This is a genomic window from Bacillus sp. RO1 (genome assembly GCF_012524115.1).
Taxonomy (GTDB): domain Bacteria; phylum Bacillota; class Bacilli; order Bacillales; family Bacillaceae_I; genus Sutcliffiella_A.
This window is the reverse complement of record NZ_JAAZWB010000033.1, coordinates 20,207-43,591: the sequence shown is the minus strand read 5'-3', so window position 1 is coordinate 43,591 and position 23,385 is coordinate 20,207. Positions and strand designations below refer to the sequence as shown.

Annotated in this window: 19 protein-coding genes; 18 read left to right on the top strand and 1 reads right to left on the bottom strand. The window is 42.3% G+C overall.

Annotation, left to right across the window (positions count from 1 at the left end):
- The 14 genes from HC179_RS02725 to HC179_RS02660 all read left to right on the top strand — a co-directional run bounded on the left by HC179_RS02725 (position 1) and on the right by HC179_RS02660 (position 18,991).
- The gene (locus HC179_RS02725) at positions 1–864 is read left to right on the top strand and encodes a carbohydrate ABC transporter permease (RefSeq protein WP_168862924.1); all 864 of its coding nucleotides are present in this window, start codon (positions 1–3) and stop codon (positions 862–864) included.
- 14 nt (positions 865–878) lie between these two features.
- Positions 879–1,838, top strand: coding sequence for a carbohydrate ABC transporter permease (locus HC179_RS02720; RefSeq protein ID WP_168862923.1), 960 nt, complete (start codon positions 879–881; stop codon positions 1,836–1,838).
- Between the two features lie 155 nt (positions 1,839–1,993).
- Complete coding sequence (bglX, locus tag HC179_RS02715; RefSeq protein ID WP_168862922.1) at positions 1,994–4,153, top strand: beta-glucosidase BglX; 2,160 nt, start codon at positions 1,994–1,996, stop codon at positions 4,151–4,153.
- 420 nt (positions 4,154–4,573) lie between these two features.
- The gene (locus tag HC179_RS02710; RefSeq protein ID WP_168862921.1) at positions 4,574–7,918 is read left to right on the top strand and encodes a GH36-type glycosyl hydrolase domain-containing protein; all 3,345 of its coding nucleotides are present in this window, start codon (positions 4,574–4,576) and stop codon (positions 7,916–7,918) included.
- A 101-nt stretch (positions 7,919–8,019) separates the two neighbouring features.
- Complete coding sequence (locus HC179_RS02705; RefSeq protein ID WP_168862920.1) at positions 8,020–9,135, top strand: Gfo/Idh/MocA family protein; 1,116 nt, start codon at positions 8,020–8,022, stop codon at positions 9,133–9,135.
- 163 nt (positions 9,136–9,298) lie between these two features.
- Complete coding sequence (locus HC179_RS02700; protein ID WP_168862919.1) at positions 9,299–10,285, top strand: substrate-binding domain-containing protein; 987 nt, start codon at positions 9,299–9,301, stop codon at positions 10,283–10,285.
- A 707-nt stretch (positions 10,286–10,992) separates the two neighbouring features.
- A complete protein-coding gene (locus tag HC179_RS02695; protein ID WP_168862918.1) occupies positions 10,993–11,715 on the top strand; it encodes a ThuA domain-containing protein in 723 nt (240 codons plus the stop codon).
- A 13-nt stretch (positions 11,716–11,728) separates the two neighbouring features.
- The gene (locus tag HC179_RS02690; protein ID WP_168862917.1) at positions 11,729–12,766 is read left to right on the top strand and encodes a Gfo/Idh/MocA family protein; all 1,038 of its coding nucleotides are present in this window, start codon (positions 11,729–11,731) and stop codon (positions 12,764–12,766) included.
- Positions 12,767–12,781: 15 nt separating this feature from the next.
- The gene (locus tag HC179_RS02685) at positions 12,782–13,750 is read left to right on the top strand and encodes a sugar phosphate isomerase/epimerase family protein (RefSeq protein ID WP_060665432.1); all 969 of its coding nucleotides are present in this window, start codon (positions 12,782–12,784) and stop codon (positions 13,748–13,750) included.
- Positions 13,751–13,834: 84 nt separating this feature from the next.
- Entirely contained in the window at positions 13,835–14,596 is a 762-nt protein-coding gene (locus HC179_RS02680) for a sugar phosphate isomerase/epimerase family protein (RefSeq protein WP_168862916.1), read from the top strand.
- A 173-nt stretch (positions 14,597–14,769) separates the two neighbouring features.
- On the top strand, positions 14,770–15,843 hold the full coding sequence (locus tag HC179_RS02675; protein WP_168862915.1) for a Gfo/Idh/MocA family protein: 1,074 nt from the start codon (positions 14,770–14,772) through the stop codon (positions 15,841–15,843).
- Positions 15,844–15,886: 43 nt separating this feature from the next.
- Positions 15,887–16,873, top strand: coding sequence for a glycoside hydrolase family protein (locus tag HC179_RS02670; protein WP_168862914.1), 987 nt, complete (start codon positions 15,887–15,889; stop codon positions 16,871–16,873).
- A 58-nt stretch (positions 16,874–16,931) separates the two neighbouring features.
- On the top strand, positions 16,932–18,089 hold the full coding sequence (locus HC179_RS02665) for an ROK family transcriptional regulator (protein ID WP_168862913.1): 1,158 nt from the start codon (positions 16,932–16,934) through the stop codon (positions 18,087–18,089).
- Between the two features lie 23 nt (positions 18,090–18,112).
- Complete coding sequence (locus HC179_RS02660; protein WP_168862912.1) at positions 18,113–18,991, top strand: sugar phosphate isomerase/epimerase family protein; 879 nt, start codon at positions 18,113–18,115, stop codon at positions 18,989–18,991.
- A gap of 67 nt (positions 18,992–19,058) precedes the next feature.
- Here the strand turns inward: HC179_RS02660 and HC179_RS02655 are convergent, their stop codons facing one another.
- On the bottom strand, positions 19,059–21,476 hold the full coding sequence (locus HC179_RS02655; protein ID WP_168862911.1) for a beta-galactosidase: 2,418 nt from the start codon (positions 21,474–21,476) through the stop codon (positions 19,059–19,061).
- A 296-nt stretch (positions 21,477–21,772) separates the two neighbouring features.
- Here HC179_RS02655 and HC179_RS02650 point away from each other — a divergent pair, with 296 nt between their 5' ends.
- From HC179_RS02650 to HC179_RS02635, 4 genes are all read left to right on the top strand, one after another.
- A complete protein-coding gene (locus tag HC179_RS02650; protein WP_010196754.1) occupies positions 21,773–22,033 on the top strand; it encodes a metal-sensitive transcriptional regulator in 261 nt (86 codons plus the stop codon).
- Positions 22,034–22,273: 240 nt separating this feature from the next.
- On the top strand, positions 22,274–22,501 hold the full coding sequence (locus tag HC179_RS02645; RefSeq protein WP_168862910.1) for a sulfurtransferase TusA family protein: 228 nt from the start codon (positions 22,274–22,276) through the stop codon (positions 22,499–22,501).
- Between the two features lie 32 nt (positions 22,502–22,533).
- Positions 22,534–23,010, top strand: a complete 477-nt coding sequence (locus tag HC179_RS02640) for a DsrE/DsrF/DrsH-like family protein (RefSeq protein WP_205825196.1) — start codon at positions 22,534–22,536, stop codon at positions 23,008–23,010.
- Positions 23,011–23,024: 14 nt separating this feature from the next.
- Entirely contained in the window at positions 23,025–23,381 is a 357-nt protein-coding gene (locus HC179_RS02635) for a rhodanese-like domain-containing protein (RefSeq protein WP_168862909.1), read from the top strand.
- The last annotated feature ends 4 nt before the right edge of the window (positions 23,382–23,385 follow it).

Here is a 23,385-nt window from a genome sequence, read left to right as displayed (position 1 = left end):
ATGAAACAGCTGTCCATGCGCTCGAAGAATTCGCTGACAGGATTATTGTTCATCTCACCATGGATTCTTGGGTTTCTCTTATTCACAGCTTATCCCCTCTTTTATTCACTGTACTTAAGTTTTCAAAAAGTACGGATCACCACAGAGGGAATCCAAACAACCTTTGTCAAATTCGATAATTTCAAAGATGCCTTTACAGTGGATGCATTGTTTACACAAAAGCTGTTGACGTTTGTGCAAGAACTTGTGTTATCGGTGCCGATCATCATTGTGTTTTCTTTAATCATTGCGATTCTGTTAAATCAGCCGATCCGCTTCCGTAATTTTTTCCGGATGATTTTCTTCTTGCCGGTTATCATTGCAAGCGGACCGGTTATCAATGAATTGATCTCACAGGGTGTGACATCGATCCCGTCCATCAAGGACTATGCGGTGTTTGAAACGATGCTCTCTGCTGATTCATTATTCAGCAATGTGCTCCTGTATTTAATGGATAACCTGATCATTATTCTATGGTTTTCCGGAGTGCAGTTCTTAATATTCCTGGCAGCATTGCAAAAAATAGACACACAAGTCTATGAAGCTGCCAAAATCGATGGGGCGTCCAACTGGGAATGCTTCTGGAAAGTGACACTCCCAAGCATTTTTCCAATGATCGTCGTGAACACGGTGTATACGATAGTGACATTCTCAATATTCTCGTTAAATCCAGTCATCGAGCATATCCAAACAAATATGTTTCAAATCAATACAGGCTTTGGCTATGCCTCAGCCCTATCATGGATCTACTTCCTATTGATTGCGGTAGCGCTGGGTATTTCAGTAGCGTTGCTGACCGTTAGAGGAAGAAAAAATTATGCTTAAAGGAGGCCGTTATCATGGCAAGCGAATCGCTGATTAACCGCAAACCAAAAGGGACAGGCATCGTAACCAGGTTGAAAAAGCTCGCTTTCGGAATGAAAGGGAACGACGGCCTTCTCTATAAGCTATTCATTTACGGCTTGTTGATCGGAATTGGCTTTGTATACTTATTCCCGTTGCTTTATATGATTTCATATAGTTTAAAAAGTCTGGATGATATCTTAAATCCACTAGTAAACTGGATCCCAACACAACTTTATCTGGATAACTATCAATCTGCCTATGCAGTATTGAAATTCTTTCCAACTTTAGTGGAATCTTTATATGTGACGGCCATACCGGCTATTGTACAAACAGCCGTATGTGCGGTGGTTGGATATGGGTTTGCACGCTTTGTCTTTCCATTCAAACGAACCATGTTTGTACTGGTATTGGCGACGTTCATCATTCCTCCTCAAGTAACGGTCATCCCTCGTTATGTATTTTTTAACGAGATTGGAATCCTTGGAAGCATTCAGGCTTTCTTGTTCCCGGCCTTACTTGGACAAGGAATCAACAGTGCAATCTTCATCTTGATTTTTTATCAATTCTTTAAAATGATGCCAAAAGCGCTGGAGGAAGCGGCTCAGCTTGATGGCGCAGGATATTTACGTATTTTCTTGACGCTAGCGCTTCCGATGGCTGCACCTGCGATCATCATTTCGTTCTTGTTCTCCTTCGTTTGGTATTGGAACGAAACATATTTGGCAGCGATTTATTTTGGTAACTCGTTAACAACCTTACCACTTGAGCTCCAAAAATTCGTAGCTACTTATCAACAGATGTACCCGCAGAGTGGTGGGGAAGCATCTGAAATCAATGAAGGCATCAATATGGCAGGTACGGTTATGACCATTTTGCCGATGCTTGTTGTATATGCCATTACGCAACGCTGGTTTGTCGAAGGTGTCGATCGTTCTGGTATTGCGGGTGAATAAAGGGATAAAGAGTGCCGTTATGGGCTCTTTATCGAAATGAATAGAAACGTTTCGAAAAACACGGTTTATTTTATTGCAAAAACTCTTATATTTATTCATTGTTTTTTGTAAAAACGTTTCGTATGCATGCAGTGTGATTGGGGAGGTAATTAAGGATGGCAAAAAACATGGAAAATCTTTTAAAACAAATGACATTAGAGGAAAAAATAGCCCAGCTCATGCAATTGGCGACATTCTTCTATAAAGGTGCAGCAGGAGATGGAGAAATTACCGGTCCTCTGGAAGACATGGGGATTTCAAATGATGTGGTGCAAAACAGCGGATCTGTCCTTGGTGCATCCGGGGCATGGGAAGTTGCCAATATTCAGCGCGAGCACCTTGCAGAAAACAGGTTGGGAATTCCTCTACTGATGATGGCAGATATTGTCCACGGATTTAAAACCATCTTTCCTGTACCTCTTGCAATTGGTTGTTCATGGGATACAAAACTTGCGGAAAAGAGTGCAGAAATTGCAGCAAAGGAAGCCTCTGTTTCAGGTGTTCATGTCACATTTGCTCCGATGGTCGACTTAGTTAGAGATCCAAGATGGGGACGAGTGATGGAATCAACAGGGGAAGATCCTTATTTGAACAGTGTCTTTGCCAAGGCCTTTGTCCGAGGCTTCCAAGGAGAAGACTTGACCAATGACACTCACCGTGTTGCAGCGTGCGTGAAGCACTTCGCAGCATATGGCGCACCAGAAGGAGGCCGCGATTATAATACAGTCAACATGTCAGAAAGACAGCTTCGCGAGTCTTACTTGCCAGCGTACAAAGCAGCACTTGATGAAGGCTGTGAGATGGTTATGACCGCTTTTAATACGGTCGACGGCATTCCTGCTTCAGGAAATAAAAAGCTGATGAGAGATTTGTTGCGTGATGAATGGGGCTTTGACGGTGTCATGATCTCCGACTGGGGTGCTGTAAAAGAACTAATTCCACATGGTGTTGCAGAAGACGAGCGGGAAGCGGCGTTAAAAGGATTGGAAGCCGGTGTGGACATTGAAATGATGACTGCCTGCTATGCGAAAAATCTTCAAGATCTTGTAGAAAGCGGCGAGCTTTCGGAAGCACTGATTGATGAATCGGTCTTACGTATCTTAAATCTCAAAAACAAACTTGGACTTTTTGAAAACCCATACCGCGGTACGAGCGAAGAACTTGAAAAAGAAGTCATCATGTCAGAAGCGCACCGCCAAGTGGCAAAGGAGCTTGCCATTAAATCTAGTGTTCTTTTAAAAAATGATCAGGTTCTACCGTTGAATAAAGAGCAGAAAATCGCACTGATTGGGCCATTTGCGAAAAATGGAGATGTGCTTGGACCATGGTCTTGGCAAGGTTCAAAGGAAGCGGCAATACAGGTTTATGACGGACTGCTTGCAAAAACATCTGAAGCTAATCTTTTGGTGGCACAAGGATCTGACATTGAAATAATTACAGAACAGCAACTTACACATGCTGTAGAGACAGCAAAGCAAGCAGATGTCATTGTCCTTGCACTAGGAGAAGCATCTGAAATGAGCGGAGAAGGTGGCTGCCGAGCAGATATCCGCCTGCCAGAAGCACAATTAAAGCTTGTAGCGAAAATATGGGAGCTTGGAAAACCTGTTGTGACGGTTCTTTTCAACGGTCGACCACTAGATTTACATGGGGTGATTGAGTATTCGGATGCAGTTCTGGAAGCATGGTATCCGGGAACGGAAGCTGGATCAGCCATCGCAGACTTGTTGTTTGGAGAGGCAAATCCTTCCGGACGATTAACGATGTCATTCCCTTACTCAGTGGGTCAGGTTCCCGTCTATTACAACTGCTTCAACACGGGACGCCCGCAAGGTGAAAACAAACGAGAGCGCTATGTCACACATTATCTTGATATTCCAAATGAACCTTTACTGCCATTTGGATACGGATTAAGCTATACAACATTTACCTACAGTGATGTGAGTCTATCTTCAGATAGCTTAACTGAAAATTCTAGCATCGATGTTTCTGTGAACGTAACGAATTCCGGAGAACGTACGGGTGAAGAAACGGTTCAGTTCTATATCCGTGACCTCTCAGGAGAAATCGTCCGCCCGCTTAAAGAACTAAAAGGCTATGAAAAAGTATGGCTAGAGCCTGGTGAAACAAAACAAGTAACCTTTACCATCACAGAAGATCAACTCCGATACTACCATTCGGATTTGACCTTCCAAAGCGACAAAGGAAAATTCCACGCTATGATCGGACCGAACAGCAACGAATTGACAATAAAAGAGTTCGTCTTAAATAAGTAATCTTTAACGAACGTGCAGTATTAGCAGATGATTGGAGAAAAAGGCGAAGACTCCCAAGGGTGATAGCGCTAGGTGGAGACCCCACAGGAGTAGCGAGGCCACTGAAAAACTGAAATCAAATATTACTTGGTGATTTCAAGCTGTGGATTGGAGAAAAAGGCGAAGACTCCTGCGGGGGAGGAGCGACATTGTTGAGACCCCGCAGGGCGTAGCCCGAGGAGGCTCAAGGTCGCCCCGCGGAAAGCGAAGCCATTTGCGGAAATCAACAGCGGGGTCTAAATAACACCTTAAATCAGAGGCTTTTTCAAGTGGCCTCTGCGTGGCCGAGGAGGCTCCAGCAGCGCCCCTAGGAAAGCGAAGCCTTTTTCCAAAATCATCTGCGTCCGTATAAGCAACAACCATTAAAGGAGGACATTAATCATGCAAACAACAACAGCGAATCAAAAGATTAATATAGAAGCCGGAAATGTTCGCTTTACTTTCCTAAACAGCGGGGACCTCTTCGAAGCAACACACAAAGAAATCATGATCAACCAATGGATGTCCAACCCAATCGACGGTGCACTGAACAATCTATACCTTCGCGTTCACAGCGAAAACGGCATCCAAGCCTATCCATTACTAGGCGTAAAATCAACCAGCCACACAAGTCATTCTCCAAACGAAATCAAATGGGAAGGAACAGTTGCCAACATCGACTATTCTGTAAACTTCCGCCTATCTTATAAAGGTATCTGGTTCTGGGATGTAAACATAAATGGTGCAGGACAAACAGTCGATATCGTTTACGGTCAAGACGTTGGAATCGGAAGCAAAGGACTTGTTCGTACAAATGAATCCTACCTCTCCCAATACATTGACCACACAGTATTTGAAAACGAGCAAAATGGCTATGTAGTCTGCTCCCGTCAGAATCAACCACAGCCAGGAGGTTTTCCTTACCTACAGCAAGGGTCTCTAACAAAAGCAGTGGGTTACTCAACAGATGGCTTCCAATTCTTTGGTCTTTCTTACAAAGAAACAAACGAGCCGGAAATTCTAACAAAAGAAACACTTGCCAATGAAATCTATCAATATGAATTTGCATTTACAGGATTGCAGTCTGAAAAGGTTGTGCTTGATGGGAAAGAAAGTTTTGTATTTTATGGCCTTTTCAAAGAAAATCATCATGAAGCTGTAACAGAGCTTGAATTTACAGATGAGGTAGCACAAGCTTGGGAGGAAGTAAAAGGGCTAGCTTCTGACTCTTCTGAAGAGCTAGAGAAAGTTACGGCTAACGCTCACCTATCCGGTGTGCTTTCCGGGGCTTCTTTTACAAAAGAGGAACTAGATAAGTATTTCCCTGTTCGCCAGCAAGAAGAATGGGACGGAGAGACGTTGCTATCCTTTTTCACCGATACGTATGAACATATCGTGTTAAAAGAAAAAGAGCTTGTCGTGGAACGTCCGCACGGTCATATCATCATGTCAGGAAATAATGACAAAATGACGGAAAACATCATCACTTCCACTTCTTATATGTATGGAATCTTCAACTCACAGCTTGTCGTTGGCAACACGTCCTTTCATAAAATGATGACAAATGCTCGTAATGCATTAAATGTTATGAAAACTTCCGGACAACGTATCTATGTGGAAGTGGAAGGACAGTACAAGCTATTAACGATGCCTACTTTATTCGAGATTGGCTTTAACTATGCTCGCTGGTATTACAAAACGGCGGACGATGTGATTGTGGTAACAAACTATACAGCAGTAGATTCTCCTGATATTCAGTTGGAGGTAACGTCTGAAAACGGTAAAAACTATCGCTATCTTGTTACGAACCAAATCTCCATGAACAACAATGAGTTGGTAGTTTCTTATAATATGAAACAAGACGGCAAGGTGCTTACGTTCACAGCGGTGGAAGGGTCTGATAGCAAGCATGTTTACCCTGACCTGGCTTATAAGTTGATGCTGGAAGGCGCAGACTTTACCGTTAGCGACGAAACAAAGCTTGCAGAAGGAGTGGCGCCTGAATCTGCTTCCCTAGTCGTATTGGAAACAGAAGCAACAGCAAGCTGGACGATGACCGTTCAAGGGTTGTTACATGGTGAAGAGAGAGAATTAGTGACTGGTGATTTTTCCACAGATGTGGAGCGTTACCGTGCATTTTTTGAAAAAGTGATGAACGGATTCAAGTTGTCATTAGGTGGCGAAAGCAAGGAAGAGCTAGAGAAAATGAATGCCACTGCATGGTGGTACACACACAACATGCTTGTACACTACTCTGTCCCACATGGTTTGGAACAGTATGGTGGAGCGGCATGGGGAACGCGTGATGTTTGCCAAGGGCCGACGGAATACTTCATGGCAACGCAAAACTACGAAAGTGTGAAGGAAATCATCAAAAAAGTGTACACTCATCAATATGAGGATACTGGAAATTGGCCGCAATGGTTCATGTTCGATCAATACAACCGAATTCAAAGTGAAGAGAGCCATGGAGATATCATTGTTTGGCCATTAAAAGTATTAAGTGATTACCTGAACATCACAAAGGACTACTCTATTTTAGAAGAAAAGGTTCCTTACACGGTTCGTGGTGCATTCCATTTCACAGAAGAAAAAGCGACTGTGTTCGAACATGCGAAAAAAGAAATTCAATACATTAAGGATCACTTCTTACATGATACTTTCCTATCCTCCTACGGGGACGGAGACTGGGATGACACGCTGCAACCTGCAAATGCACAGTTAAAGCAATACATGGTATCAAGCTGGACCGTATCCTTAACCTATCAAGTATTGAACACACTTTCCAAAGCACTTGAGGAAGTCTTAACAGATGAAGCGGCAGAACTGAAGGCTTTGGCAAAAGGAATTGAAATAGACTTTAACAAATACATGCTTGCATCTGATGTGATTCCTGGTTTTGTCTACATGGAAGATCAGGACAAGCCGGAATTGATGGTACACCCAGAAGATACGAAAACAGGCATTCATTATCGTTTGCTGCCAATGACTCGTAGCATGATCAGTGAACTATTAACACCAGAACAAGCGAAAGCACATTTTGATCTTATTAAGAAAGAGCTGTACTGCCCAGACGGCGTACGCCTTATGAATCGCCCTGCAAACTATGCAGGTGGCGTCAGCACACACTTTAAGCGTGCAGAACAAGCCGCAAACTTCGGCCGTGAAATCGGACTTCAATATGTGCACGCACATATCCGTTACGTGGAAGCAATGGCTAAGCTTGGCAAGACAGATGAAGTGTGGAGAGGTTTGAATACCATCAACCCAATCAATATCCAAAAGGTAGTGCCAAACGCAGAACGCCGTCAAAGCAATGCCTACTTCAGCTCTTCTGACGGTCAGTTCAACAATCGCTATGAAGCACAAGAACAATTCGGCAAACTGCGCGATGGCTCTGTTAAAGTAAAAGGCGGATGGAGAATCTATTCTAGCGGACCTGGAATCTACATGAATCAACTAATCTCCAACTGCCTTGGCATCCGTTTCCAAGCTGGAGACCTTGTTGTGGATCCTGTACTACCAGCCGAACTTGACGGACTGCACTTCACCTATAAAATAAATGAACACCATGTTCAATTTGTTTATCATTTAAATCAAGAGCAGAAACAGGTTCGTGTAAATGGAAAGCTAGTGAAGGGTGCAGAAGTTACCAACCGCTATCGTAATGGAGGATTTATCATCAGCAAGGAAGAGTTATCACAACTCCTGTCTGAAGGGGAAAATAAAGTCGAGGTATTCATCTGAGTTTTTTACCACTATAAGGGTAAAATAGGAAAATACCAATCTAATAATGAAATACGGCGTAGATTTAAGTGCGTCGTATTTTTTTGTGAGGAGAGAATATCTTGAAAAAAGTGAAAGTGGGAGTAATCGGTACAGGCACTATCAGCGGTATTTATTTAGAAGCGCCAACCAAATTTTCCATCTTGGACATTGTCGCAGTAGCGGATTTGAACTTGGAACGCGCGAAAGAAAAGGCAGCACAATATAACGTGGAGAAAGTCTACACGGTCGAAGAAATGCTGGCAGATCCGGAAATTGAAATGGTTATAAATCTGACCATCCCTAAAGCACACTATGAAGTAACACTTGCAGCACTTGAAGCAGGCAAGCACGTATTTGTTGAAAAACCGTTGACCATCGAAGTAGAGGAAGGAAGAAAACTTTTAGAACTGGCTGAGCAAAAAGGACTTCGTGTTGGTTGTGCCCCAGATACTTTCCTTGGCGGTGCGCTGCAAACCTGCCGCAAACTTATGGATGAAGGCATTATTGGTAAACCGGTAGCCGCAACAGGTTTCATGCTTGGAGCGGGTCCTGAGGGCTGGCATCCTGCTCCTGACTTTTACTATCAAAAAGGCGGCGGGCCGATGTTTGACATGGGGCCATACTATTTAACGGCTTTCATTCACCTATTAGGACCAATTAAACGTGTGACAGGCTCGACCCAATCAGCTTTTGAAAAACGGATCGTGACAAGAGCAGAAGATTACGGACGTCAAATTGAGGTGGAAACACCAACACATGTCACCGGCTTGCTTGATTTTGAAAATGGCGCGGTAGGTACATTGATTACAAGTTTTGATGTAATGGGTGGTACTCAGCTGCCTTGCATGGAAATCTACGGTACAAAGGGAACCTTAAGTGTTCCTGATCCGAATAATTTTGGTGGTGCAATTCGGGTCCGAGAAATTGGGGCGAACGACTTTAAGGAAGTTCCACTGGAATATGGTTACTCAGATAATAGTCGTGGAATTGGAGCAGCTGATATGGCCCATGCCATCAGAGCTGGCAGACAGCACAGGGCAAATGGACATATGGCCTTGCAGGTTCTAGAGGTAATGCATGCCATCCACGAATCTTCAATGGAGGGAAAGCATATTTCAATAAAAAATAGTTGTTCTCGCCCAGAAATCCTGCCTTTTGGATTAGGTCAGGACAAACAGGATTTGTTTGAAAAGTAAGTAGGATATTCTTTTGAAGAGCCCCTCTTTGGAAGCTATAAGCTATTGAATAATAAGAACGTTTACATTATGCTAGAGATAGGATATTGAAACGTTTCGAACAGGAGCAGAACACAGGTCATTTTGGGACATGTGTCCTGTCTCTATAAGGGGGTTAAGCAAGGTGGCAACAATTAAAGATGTGGCAAAGCTTGCAGGCGTGGCTGTTTCGACGGCGTCATATGCACTGAACAATGTAAACAAGGTCAGTCCTGCTACGATGAAAAAAGTGCAAGAAGCCGCAAGAGAGTTAAACTATATGAAAAATGGCTTTGCGTCTGATTTAAAAAGAACCAAAACAAACACGATTGCACTTATATTGCGGGATTTATCAGGACCATTTTATTCCGAGCTCATTAAAGGGGTACAGGAAGTTACAACAGCACATGGGTATGACCTGATAGCATGCAGCTCCGTTGGTGGTACCCAGTCAACTGCAGCAAAATTTTTGAAAGAAAAAAGGGTGGATGGCGCAATCATACTTGCCCATAATATTACAAATGATATTGTCTTAGAATCAGCCCGCGAAGGTTTTCCAATTGTCGTACTTGATCGAAAGATTGATCATGAATTTGTGTATCAAGTGGAAGTAGACAATTTTCATGGTGGATATGCGGCTACAGAATATTTGATTAATAAAGGGTATCGTGAAGTCGGGTATGTAAGCGGACCGATGAATTCTCATGATAACCAAATGCGTTTTGACGGGTACATGGCTGCCCTGAGGGAACACGGAATCCAGTATCAGAACAAATGGAAGCTATCCGGTGATTTTACTCGTGAGGGTGGCTACCGAGCAACAAAAATGCTGATCGCACAACGCCAGCTCCCGGAAGCGATTTTCTATGCCAATGATGAAATGGCGATTGGCGGTCTGCAAGCTTTCAAAGAGAACAAAATCAGCGTGCCGGATGATATCTCCATCATAGGGTATGATGACATTCAGATGGCTGAATATGTGAACCCGCCGCTCACGACTGTAAGGCAGCCCAAGTATGAGGTTGGTGCTCTAGCGGTGCATGTAGTTTTCCAAGCTTTGGCCAAAGAGGATACAGTAGAAAATTACTATAACCTTTCTACCGAGATAGTGGAGCGTAAGTCGGTGAAGTAAGGTAATAATAAAGTTATGTTCTGGCCTTTCCTGTTGATGTGACAGGGAGGGCTTTTTTTGATTGGTTGTTGGGGAGTTTGCCGGCTTTGAAAGTAGTTTTTATTGAATATTGGTCATCGCTGATGAAAATTGCCCATCTCGACTACTAGTACAATGGGAGGATCGACGTTTATCCATTGTAAAATGATTTTATCCATTGTTCAAAGCCATTTATCCATTGTAAAAAAAAAATATCCATTGTAAAAGTGATTTATCCATGTATACAACGCACTTATCCATTTTTCCTCATTTCCATCACTTTCACATCCGTGTATCTTCCCCCGTCCCCAAACTTACTCCCAACCTTCACACGAGAAGTCGGAATTTTACCATCTAGTTCGGACTTTAACATTGAAAACGCTTTATTATCCATTTATAATGTAGGAGAGTTCTCTAGGAATGTTGCATATATCCCAATATGGAAACGTTCCCACAAACATAACCATAGCAAATTAATAGAGTTAGAGATTTTACAAAAATTAAAGTAAGTAACCTAGCTGATGATTGGAGCGAAAGGCGTAGACTCCTGCGGAAAGTAGCACTAGGTGGAGACCCCGCAGGCTTGCCGAGGAGGCTCCAGCAGGACCCCGCGGAAAGCAAAGCCTGGCGCGGAAATCAACAGCGGTGTAACCAAAATAGACTGCAAGCAAAGAAAGGAGCAACAATCAATGATTAGAGTAACTGTATGGAATGAAAACCGTCATGAACAAACAAACGAAAAAGTGAGAGAAGTATATCCAGAAGGTATCCACGGTGCTATCGCTTCCTTCCTTAAAGAAGAAAACTACGAAATAAGAACCGCAACATTGGACGAACCAGAGCACGGACTAACCGAAGAAGTACTAAACAACACCGATGTTCTTTTATGGTGGGGCCATGTCGCGCATGATGACGTGAGCGATGAGATCGTTACTCGCGTAAAAAATAGAGTACTAGACGGAATGGGATTAATCGTTCTTCACTCTGGTCACTTCTCTAAAATCTTCAAAACATTGATGGGTACAACCTGTGACCTGAAATGGAGAGAAGCGGACGAGAAAGAGCGCATCTGGGTAGTATCACCAGGCCATCCGATCGCTGAAGGTATCGGGGAGCACATCGATATCGAGCGCGAAGAAATGTATGGCGAGCACTTCGATATTCCAGATCCGGACGAGTTAGTGTTTGTAAGCTGGTTTGAAGGCGGAGAGGTTTTCCGCAGTGGCTGCACATACAAGCGTGGAAGAGGGAAAGTATTCTACTTCCGTCCAGGTCATGAAACATACCCGACTTACTACCACGAAAAAGTACAAAAAGTTATCAAGAATGCCGTTAACTGGGCAAAACCGACAACAATCGGCGATGTATATTACGGGAACGCAAAACCATTAGAAGAAATCAAAAGCAAATAAGGGGGATAACCAAATGAAGAAATTACGAGTTGGAGTAGTAGGATGCGGAAGTATCGCAAAGCACCGTCATTTACCGGAGTACCATGCAAATCCAAATGTAGAGCTTGTTGCACTATGCGATGTTGTAGTAGAACGTGCAGAGCAAGCGGTTGAAACTTACGGCGGAAAAGCATATGAAAGCTATCAAGAAATGATCGACCGTGAAGAATTGGATGTTGTGAGTGTGTGCACACCGAACTACCTGCATGCCCCTGTATCCATCTATGCTTCCAAAGCTGGAGCGCATGTTTTATGTGAAAAGCCAATGGCAACGTCCAAAGAAGAAGCGGATGAGATGATTGCTGCTGCTAAAGCATCTGGCAAAAAGCTAATGATTGCGCACAACCAACGTTTTGTTCCATCCCACCAAAAAGCTAAGCAGCTTATCGAAAGTGGCGAAGTAGGAAAAATCTACAGCTTCCGGACAGCATTCGGACATCCTGGGCCCGAAGGATGGAGCGTGGACGGAAAAGACAGCTGGTTCTTCCGTAAAGAAGAAGCATTTATCGGGGCAATGGGAGACCTTGGCGTACACAAGTCCGATTTATTGCGATACCTTTTAGGAGAAGAAATCGTAGAAGTGGGTGCATTCATTGAAACTTCTGCAAAAGAAAACACAGATGTCGATGACACAGCGGTTTGCGCATTAAGAACAGAAAGTGGAATCGTCGGAACACTTGCTGCTAGCTGGTCCTACAAGCGTGAAGATAACTCCACGATCATCTATGCGGAAAAAGCAGTTCTTCGTTTAGAAGACGATCCGACTCACTCTTTAGTCGTACAATACGCAACAGGAGAAACAGTTCGCTATGAATTAGGTAAAATTCAAAGCAATGATGCAGGCGGACAAACTGGTTCTCATGTAATCGATCATTTTGTAGAAAGCATCCTAGAAGACAAAGAAGTACTTGTAGACGGAAACGAAGGAAAGAACTCCTTAATGGTTATTTTGGGAGCGCTTGAATCTAACGAAACGAAGAAGATTGTCAACATCCAAAACGAATTGAACTAAGGAGCGTGAACACTAATGAAACTAGGCGTATTTACCGTTCTTTTTGCAAATAAACCTTTTACGGAAATGCTTGACTATGTGAAAGCGGCAGGGTTGGATGCAGTGGAAATCGGTACAGGCTGCTACCCTGGAAACAACCATTGTCCATTGGATACTCTTCTTGAAGACGAAGGGGCACGCAATGCGTATATGGAGGAAATCCATTCCCGCGGTTTGCAAATCAGTGCATTCAGCTGTCACGGTAACCCAATTTCACCGGATGAGGCTTTTGCAAAAGAATCGCATGAAACATTGCTAAAAACAATTGACCTTGCTGCTTTGACAGGAGTTGAAGTGGTAAACTGTTTCTCAGGCGTTCCTGGTGACAGTGAGACGGCTAAAGCGCCAAACTGGCCGGTTGCACCATGGCCAAATGAGTATGGCGACGTACTAACATGGCAGTGGGAGACAAAGCTTGTACCTTACTGGAAGGAAGTAGGGAAGTATGCAGAAGAGCGTAATATCAAAATTGGTCTTGAACTGCACGGCGGATTCTTGGTACATACGCCTCACACGATGCTAAAACTTCGTGAGCTAACGTCCCCTGCAATCGGTGCAAACCTGGATCCAAGTCATTTATGGTGGCAAGGAATCGACCCTGTTGCAGCAATTAAAATTTTAGGAAAAGCTGGCGCGATCCATCATTTCCATGCAAAAGACACATATATCGATCAAGATAATGTGAACATGTACGGCTTAACGGACATGCAGCCTTATGGTGAAGTTCAAACACGTGCATGGAGCTTCCGTTCAGTTGGTTGCGGACATAGTGTCCAAGAATGGTCCGATATGATGAGTGCATTGCGCACGTACGGGTATGATTATGTAGTCAGCATCGAGCACGAAGACCCAATCATGTCGATTGAAGAGGGCTTTGCACGCGCTGTGACAAACCTTCAATCTGTGTTGATAAAAGAACAACCTGCTGATATGTGGTGGGTGTAAGAAATTAGTGGCCAAGGGTGTATAACTCTTGGTTGCTTTTGTTTGAACGATAAAATAATGATTGTTAAAGGGAGGAAAGTAGAGATGAAGCATAAAATAGCAGCGCAACTATATACGGTCCGAGATTTGTTGGAAGCAGATTTTCCGGGAGTATTAAGAGAATTGAAAGATATGGGGTATGCAGGGGTACAAATATCCGGCATGTTTGGACATGACCCACAGGCAATCTCTATATTAATGAAAGAACTAGGACTTAAGACAGCTGGGATGCATGTTGATATTAATAGTTTCCGAAATGATCTTCCGAAAGTACTAGAACAAGCTGAATTGTTTGAAACCAAAGACTTAATTCTTCCATACCTCGTAGAAGAAGATAGAAATGTAGAGAGCTACATTTCTTTAAAGGCTGAATTGAACCAAATTGCTAGAAAGCTTCAAAAGGATGGGTACCGCATTAGTTATCATAATCATGATTTTGAATTTGAGACGGAGATTGAAGGGAAAAATGCGTTGGAGTACCTATTGGATCCAACGGATGACAACCTGTTGTTAGCTGAACTAGATGTGTATTGGGTGAAAAAGGGTGGCAAAGAAATAGTTAGCTTTTTGGAGCCGTATTCCCACAGAATGCCAATTATTCATCTTAAGGACATGGCAAAAGATGAGGAGCAATCCTTTGCGGAAGTAGGGACTGGGACCATTGATTTTGAACCTATTTTACGTTGGGGAGAAAGAAATGGAATCGAATGGTATGCGGTGGAGCAAGATGTTTGTCCAGGTAATCCGTTAGATAGTCTGAGAGTGAGCATAGAAAATCTCCACAAGTTAATAGACTCCATGAGTTAAAAAACGACAGTACATAAGAAGGGATCGGCTCCAGGTGTGGAGAACGGTCCCTTTTGTTTTGATTTAGTTTAATTTTTGGTTGAGGAGTCTAATGAGAAGTGGTAAGATTACAACAAGAAAATAAATAATTTAATGAATTAATTAATTATTAATTAAAGCGAGGTGCAATCAAAGTGAAATTGCGTATTGGCATTATTGGAACAGGGCAGACAATCGGAGTTGCTACCGATCACCTTAAAGGAATACAGGCAGTTCCTCAATGGGACCTAACGGCCGTTTTTGATATCAATGAAGAAAACGCCAGAAGTTGGGTGGATCGAAACGATTTATCTTTGGGGATTATCTGTCAAAGTCTCGACTCTCTTTTAGATAAGGTAGACGCCATTGCCATCTGTACGGATAATTTGTCTCATGGAGCTATTGCGCGGGAAGCGATAAAGCGGAAATTGCACGTCCTATGTGAGAAGCCTCTTTCCATTAACTATTACGAATCCAAACTTTTGGCGGATGAAGCAGAAAAAGCAGGAATTACTCATTATATGGGAATGCAATATCGTTATCATCCTTACGCACAATTAATAAAGGAATTAATTCAAGGAGGAAAACTGGGAGACATTTTCTCCTATCGACATAAGCTCGGTGGATCTAGAATAGGAAATCCAAATGTCGGATTGGAATGGCGTATGAAAAAGGAGCATTCTGGCCCTGGTTCCGTAGCAGATTTCGGAATTCACCAAGTTGATTTGATTCAATTTTTCTTGTCGGATGTTTGTGGAGAAATTCATGATGTACAGGCAGCCCTTGGGACATTCATCACTTCCCGTCAGACAGAAGAAGGGAAACAAGCTGTAACCAATGATGATCTAGCATCGGTTATTTTGCGAATGGAGAATGGTGCTATTTGCACGCTGAATAATTCCAGGTTACTGCCACAGGAAGGCGATGGATTAGAGATTGTGGGGACAAAAGGGGCAGTTTCCATGAATAAGGATGGAGAGGTATATTTTCGAAGTCGAACGGAGAATGGCGCATGGGCTGATGAATTAGTACATATGACATTCCAAGAGAGACATATTTTCCCAGGGTTGGCTCGCGGGAAGCAATATGCCGAATTCTATGATGCGATCGTACACGATAAGCCTCATGAGCTTTCCTTTGCTTATGGAGCGAAGGCGGCTAAAGTAATTGATGCGGCTGTATTGTCTAGTGAAAAGGGAATAAGAGTGTCACTTTCGGAATTTCAATAAAACGTGTCACAATTCCAAAATAATTAAAGTGAGGGAATTTAATATGGCGAAAACAATCATACAGGAAAATCAGGTAAAACTTGCACCTTTATTTCATCCAGAGGAAGGAAAGGCAGTGATAACCCCACTCGGAAACAATACAGGCTATTGGGCAGGAGCACCTACCATCCTTTTTGATGAGAAAGATGAAACCTTCTACTTATATTATAGATTAAGAAATCCTCGTGGCTTGGGAGAAAATGAACGAGGCTTTGAGGTTAGAATCGCAAGCAGTAAAGATGGAGAGAATTTTACGGATGTATGGAGTTTGCATAAAAAGCAATTGAATTCAAGCTCCATTGAACGTTCTGCATTGGTTAAGGTAAAAGACAACCTATATCGTCTTTACGTCAGCTATGTGGATTCAGCAGATAATCGATGGAGGATTGATGTAGTAGAAGCTGAGACTCCGTTTTCATTTGATGTCAATAAGCGAAAAAAAGTGTTAACAGCATCTGATTATCCTGGTGTAGAAGGTGTAAAAGATCCATATATAGTGAAACATGATGACTTATATTATATGTATTTTGTATACGCCAAAGGAATAGAGGATGCTGACTTAGGCAGCATGCATAAAACAGAGGATGTTCATAATACTGGATTGGCAGTTGCCCCGACTGGCCTTGCTGTAAGTACCGATGGAGTAAACTTTGAATGGAAGGATACGGTTTTACCTGTAAGTGAATCAGGGTGGGACCGCTATCAATCTCGACTTACTTCCATTATCCCGTATCAAGGTGCTTATACCGTTTTATGGGATGGGAGTATCGGCGTCGAACAGAACTATGAAGAAAAGTTGGCATTGGCATTAACAGTGGATTTAAAAACCTTTGCGAAAATAAATGTAAACGGTCCTGTTCTTGAAACTAGCTTAAAGAAGGCGGTTCGTTATGTGGATGCCATCATTCACGAAGATCAGATATGGTATTATTATGAATACACAAGAGAAGACGGTGCCCATGAACTTCGTTTATGTAAGGTAAGGGTTTAATAGACTTTGAACTTGAAGTGTTAAACTCAGACCGTCTCCATAAAGAGGAGAACGTAATATGTCATTTATTGGCCAGAATACATTAAGAACCAAACAATTGAATAGAGCGTTGGTATTTCAAACTTTACTGCGTTTTGAAGCACCAACAAGACAGGAAATAGCAGCCTTTACCAAGCTTACGCCTGCCACGATAACCAACATTATAAGCGAGTTGATGGCAGAAGGCTTTGTGATAGAACTAGGAACCGGTGTAAGTGATAGAAAAAGAGCGGGTCGCAAAACAGTGGTACTTGGATTAAATGAAGAAGTAAAAAGGGTAGCAGCGATACATATCAGAAGTGACCGGGTTGAAATGGGTATTGTCACATTAAAAGGGAATGTTTTAACGTCAACTAGCTTTACCATTCCTGAAAAAATAAACCAGGTTGAATTTCTTCGACTTCTAATTGACAAACTGCAAAGCTTTCTTCATAAAAACCAAAGGTTATCTGTAAGCTGTATTGGAATCGGGTCGGTTGGTCTTGTGGATTTCGACAATGGGAGCATTCTGGAAGCGGAGCATCTTGGGTGGAAAAATGTCAACCTTGCTTCCGAGCTTTCCGATATTTTTCATGTACCTGTATACCTTGATCATAATGTACGGGGAATGGCACTTGGTGAGAAGATGTTCGGTTCATGCAAAAACCACTCAGACTTTTTGAGTGTTTATATCGGGCAGGGAATAGGAGCAGGTTTATTTCTTAATGACCAGCTTTACCGCAGTGAGTTGACCGGGGCCGGGGAAATTGGCCATATGACCTATCAGCCGGAAGGAATTGACTGCTGGTGTGGAAATAAAGGATGCTTGGAAAGATATGCTTCTGAAGAGGCTCTTTTACATGCGCTAAACCTTGAATCGGCGAGCAGTATCATTAAGGCTAGTCAGAATGGGGATGCAAAAGTGAACCACGCTCTTATGGAGGCAGGAGAGAGGATTGCTATTGTACTTACTTCATTCATTAATATGTTTCACGTACAAAAAATAGTTATTGGCGGTGAACTCGCCAAAGCAGATTTACCTCTCATCCAAGAAATTAGAGGGAAAGTCAATACTCTATCTTTTTTAGCAAAAAAAAGAAATATAGAAATTGTCACAACAGACCTTGGGGAACATCAAGGAATAATTGGTGCAGCAAGTGTCGCGTTATTATATGGGGTATTCACGGCAAATAAATAATATGGTGAAGAGGGGAAGCAACGATGGATATCGGTTATCTTACGAATTCAATAGTTCACCATGGTGTGAAAGATATAAATGAAATAGTTGAATGGTCTTTGAAACATGGTTTTCAACACTTGGAAATTGGCCCCAACATTCCATTTGATCATTTAGAAAAGGTGGTTTCTGAAGGGCAGATTAACATTACCGCTTTAACTTATTGTCGCAACTTCTTAAGTGATAATCCTGAAATTGCGAAGGGTCATCGTCTGGAGTTAAAAAGCCGAATCCAAAAAGCAGGCGAGCTGGGTATTCCAACAGTGGTAACGTCAACTGGCATTTCGATGAATGCAGAGGTGGATAAGTACGATAGCTATGATGCGATCCGTCCCAAACCTGAATACAGTTTAGATAAAGTGGAAGGTTTTTTTGAAGAGATGGTGGCATTGGCGGAAAAAGTCAATGTGAAAATTGCTTTTGAAAATTGTCCATTGATGGGGAATATCGCGATTTCACCTGAGCTGATGAGCAGGTTGTTCGAAAGATTGGATTCGCCTAATGTTGGATTGACCTTTGACCCGTCCCATCTAATCTGGCAGTTTATCGATCCTTACTCGCCTATTAAAGAGTTTGGCAACCGAATCTTTCATGTTCATGCCAAGGATACGGAGATTGATGAAGAGAGGTTGAAACGAGTGGGATTCCTGACAGATTATAGCTGGTGGAGGTATCGATTGCCTGGACATGGTGCACTGGATTGGAATAAATTTATTTCCGAGTTGCTAGAAGCAGGTTATGACGGTGTAGTCAGCATTGAACATGAGGATCCTATATGGGGCGGTAATTTGGAAAAAACCAAGGAAGGGTTGCTAATCGCCAAAGGGTATTTGGAGAAGCTCCCAGGATTGGTGAAAGTTTAATGATACAAAAAATAAAAGAGGAATCGATTGACATAATTCGATTCCTCTTTTTAGTGAGTAAAAATAGTTATAAAAATCTAACCACTAGTCGATCATCCACTTTTGCATGTTTGTTGGAAGTTAACGTCACCATAGAACCTTCATTATCTATCGTGTAATCTTCGCTGTCGACAATAGTTCGATCAGTATTTAAGCAAATGGTGTCGCTCTTCTGTGTTAAACGGAATTCGATGGAGTTATCCGAAACATTAAATATTTCTGCTGTTGAATAAACAACTGTAACTCCTGGATGATCCAAAGTAACGTTCAATGGCAACATCACGCCGTCTTTGCTTTGAAGGGTGAACTTGCGGCCTTCAAAAATATTCTCATTATCTAGATTCAGCTGGATCTCTTTATCAAATCCGTCAAGATTTAGAATGTGTACAAACCGTTCGTTCCCGTTTGAGACAGACGTCGAAAATATCCCATGGTACTCACAATCATGTGTAAGACCAGCAACGGCTCCAAGTTGCTCCAGTGCTGTTTTGAAAAGGTCGATATCGCAACGGTAAGCAGTCGCAAGTACGATGGCACGACCTTCTCCAACCTTCGCATCAAAACCACATACATCATCGGATTCGGTTACACGCATGATGGCTTCTGCATTAGAACCAAGCTCAAATGTCTGGTTAAAATAAGTGCGGATCTCAGGGCGCTCAGCTGCCCAACCATCCGCTGTTAAAGACATAAAGCGACCATGCTCATTGAATGCCACTCCTAAGGGCTTCACACCAAGCGCATCAGCTAAAGCAGTTAAAGGCTTCCCTTCCATATCAAAGGTCGGTACTTCTCCGTAAAGCAGAATTCCTCCACCACGCTGCAAATACTCAACCAATTTCAGCTGGACTTCTTTGTCCATATAACGCGCAGAAGGCAGTACTAGCGCCTTTGTCGCTTGTGGATCCAATTCTTTATTTTGCACATCCACAGAACTGAAACGATAGTTTGCAAGGAGCATAGCACGCGCTACGATTTCCCAAGCACCTGCCCCGCGGTGCATCGTGATATTGTCTGTGATCTCGCGCATCTTTGTGCTTTTTGGATAACGATACTCCGTCATGTAATAGTCAGGAATAAATGCAAAAGCTACAGAATCTCGGTCTTCGTCCATTGAGGCAAGCTTGTCACCGACAGCCATCATCGTTTGGATGGAGCGGGCCATTCGAGGGAAAGTATAGTTGAGCTTGCCCTCCGGATTAACTGGTGCAGCAAAACCATGACGCTCTCCAGTAGAAGCAATACGTCCATTTCCATCGCCTGCTGCTTCATTCATATTGTAGTTATATCCACCGGTAAAAAGGTAGTAATTGATCAGACGATTACCTTGTGCGACACACATTCTTGTTTTAAAATCGGCTGCGGAAACATCATAGCGACCGCCATAAGTTTCACCAAAGTTGCCATCGCCACAGTTGAACTCGACGCTAGTTAGAGGCTGGTCCGGGTTATGAACGGCGTCCATAAAACCATTGATCAAGTAAAGATCCTGGAATGACTCCATATCTAAGTCTCCAAAGTAGATATCGGAACCGGACATATAGCCATCACTTTGGGTATAAGACTCATAAAGTTGGGAGATGCCGATCGGATACGTCAATCCCCGGCCTCCACCTGTTCCGTGAATATTGACAATGAAAGGAATATCTTTTACACCGAACTCTTCAGCATACTCACGCAAAATAGCGACATAGCGTGTAAATCGATCTCTCATGTAATGACCAAGGTCTCGCATTAGTTCGGCTGCATACTCTTCTTTTGGAGAGCGGATGCCAGTAATTCTTTCATACGTATCCTGCAGATTAAATGGATATCGTTCTTTTAACTCTGCCTCTTCATATTTCTCGTTTAACCAGAGAACAAAGTCCTCCAACAATTGCTCTGTTAAATCTGGACAGTTGCTGACCCAAGATAGCATGCCAATTTCATTATCAAGCTGCACTCCAATAATGTTTCCGCCGTTTATATGCAAACGTGGTGCGATTACTGCCATCACTACCTCATACCATTTTTTCGTTTCTTTTAGAAAGTTAGGAGCCAGGTAATCAAGAGTTGGTGTAGTTGCGGCATTTCCATCCCACCCGACAGGTACAACTTCAGGATGCTTCTCAGCTACCCAATGTGGTATTCCTTCATTTTTCATTTCCGCCATAATGAACGGGCCTGGTCTTGCAAAGAAATATAGATTGTTTTCAGCACAAAGATCGATAAAAGCGCCCAAATCCAATTCCGGTCGCGTGCTGCCATCTAAATCCACCTGTCCTTCAACAGGTTCATGACACAACCAAGGGATATACGTTGCAACGGCATTACACCCTGCCTCTTTTAGTTTATTAATGCGATCCTGCCAATCTTTCCTTTCCAACCGGTAATAATGTATCTCTCCGCACATAATAAGCACGGGTTTACCATCTATGAGTATCTGTTTATTTTTTATTTCAATCATGTCTTTCCATCCCCTCAAAGTAAAGTAGAAAAGCGCTTACAAAATAATAAGAATCGAAACGTTTCGTTAGTTAAAATACAATAATAATCGTACCATAAATGGATGATTGTTGAAACGATTTTATTAATAGAAGGTGACTTCTCATTAGTATAGAAGCCAGGAACATACCGCACCTTATATAATAAGGAAGTAAAAAAATTTCTATTTCAAAGGGTTGACAATATACCCTTAGGGGTATAATATATGAGCATAGACATTGTTACTACATCATTTTCAACAGGAGGTGCATGTCTGATATGGAATACACAAACCAAATGAAGAATCGTTTGAAACGTGCCGAAGGGCAAATCAGGGGAGTTCTTCATATGATGGAGCAAGGCGAAGATTGCCGAGATGTGGTATCACAGTTAAATGCTGCAACCACTGCAATAGAACGTGCCATTGGCGTCATCGTTAGTACAAACTTGGAGCAATGCGTTCGAGAAAATGTACTAAAAGGTGAAGAGACTAGTGAAATGGTGCAACAAGCGGTTGATCTTCTTATTAAAAGCAGATAGTAAAAAAAGTACTTGATAATATACCCTAAGTGGTATATTATAGAGTTACCGATACCCACTAGGGTATTTGGGTGAAGGGTTGCATCATATTTTTTTGTATGTTACTATACCCCCAAGGGTATTGAAAGCGACGCATTATTTTTTTGAAGTAAAATATACCCTACCAGGTATAAAGATATAAAAAATATTTTTTAATAAAATAAATACCCCCAGGGGTAAAAAACTTAGGAGGAATTAAACATGAATGTAAATAAAGTATTAGACGCAAAAGGATTAGCTTGCCCAATGCCATTGGTGAAAACAAAGAAAGCATTAAATGAAGTGAACAGCGGTGAGATTCTAGAAGTTATCACGACAGACAAAGGGGCGAAAACAGACCTTTCTGCATGGTGCAAAGCAACTGGCAATGAACTATTAGACATGAAAGAAGAGAACGACGTATTTACTTTCTACATTAAAAAAGCGTAACGATCGAAAACATAAAAGGAGAGGATCTTATCATGGAAAAGAAGAAAACAACGATTGTACTTTTCAGCGGTGACTATGACAAAGCGATGGCAGCCTATATTATTGCGAACGGTGCCGCAGCATATGATCACGAAGTAACTATTTTCCACACATTCTGGGGATTGAATGCACTTCGTAAAGAAGAGCTTGTTCCAGTTAAGAAAAACTTTATTGAAAAAATGTTTGGCAAAATGATGCCACGCGGAGCTAACAAGTTGCCGTTATCTACAATGAACATGGCTGGAATGGGTCCGCAAATGATTAAAGGCATCATGAAAAAGCATAACGTTCAATCTTTACCAAGCTTGATTGAAATGGCAAAAGAGCAGGATGTAAAGTTAGTCGGTTGCCAAATGACGGTAGACTTACTTGGCTTAAAGCATGAAGAAATGATTGACGGAATTGAGTACGCAGGGGTTGGGGCTTATTTAGGCGATGCTTCTGAAGGTAATGTAAACTTATTTATCTAAAGGGGTGTAGCTAGATGGAGTTTCTTCCTTATATTTTAATGGGGCTGGCAGTGGTTTTTCTCATCAACAGAATGAAGCCGACTGCCGGCGTCCGTCAGATTACAACGGCTGAATTGAAACAAGAGTTAAACGATAAGAACAAACAGTTCATTGATGTGCGTACACCGATGGAATACAAAGGAAATCACATTCGACAGTTTCAGAATATTCCTTTGAACACCATTGGAAACAACACAAACAAGCTATCAAAAGAGAAAGAGATCATCGTAATTTGCCAAAGCGGCATGCGCAGTAACGCAGCCGTCAAACAATTGAAAAAGGCAGGATTTAAAAAACTTACGAATGTCAAAGGCGGTATGAGCGCCTGGTAATACT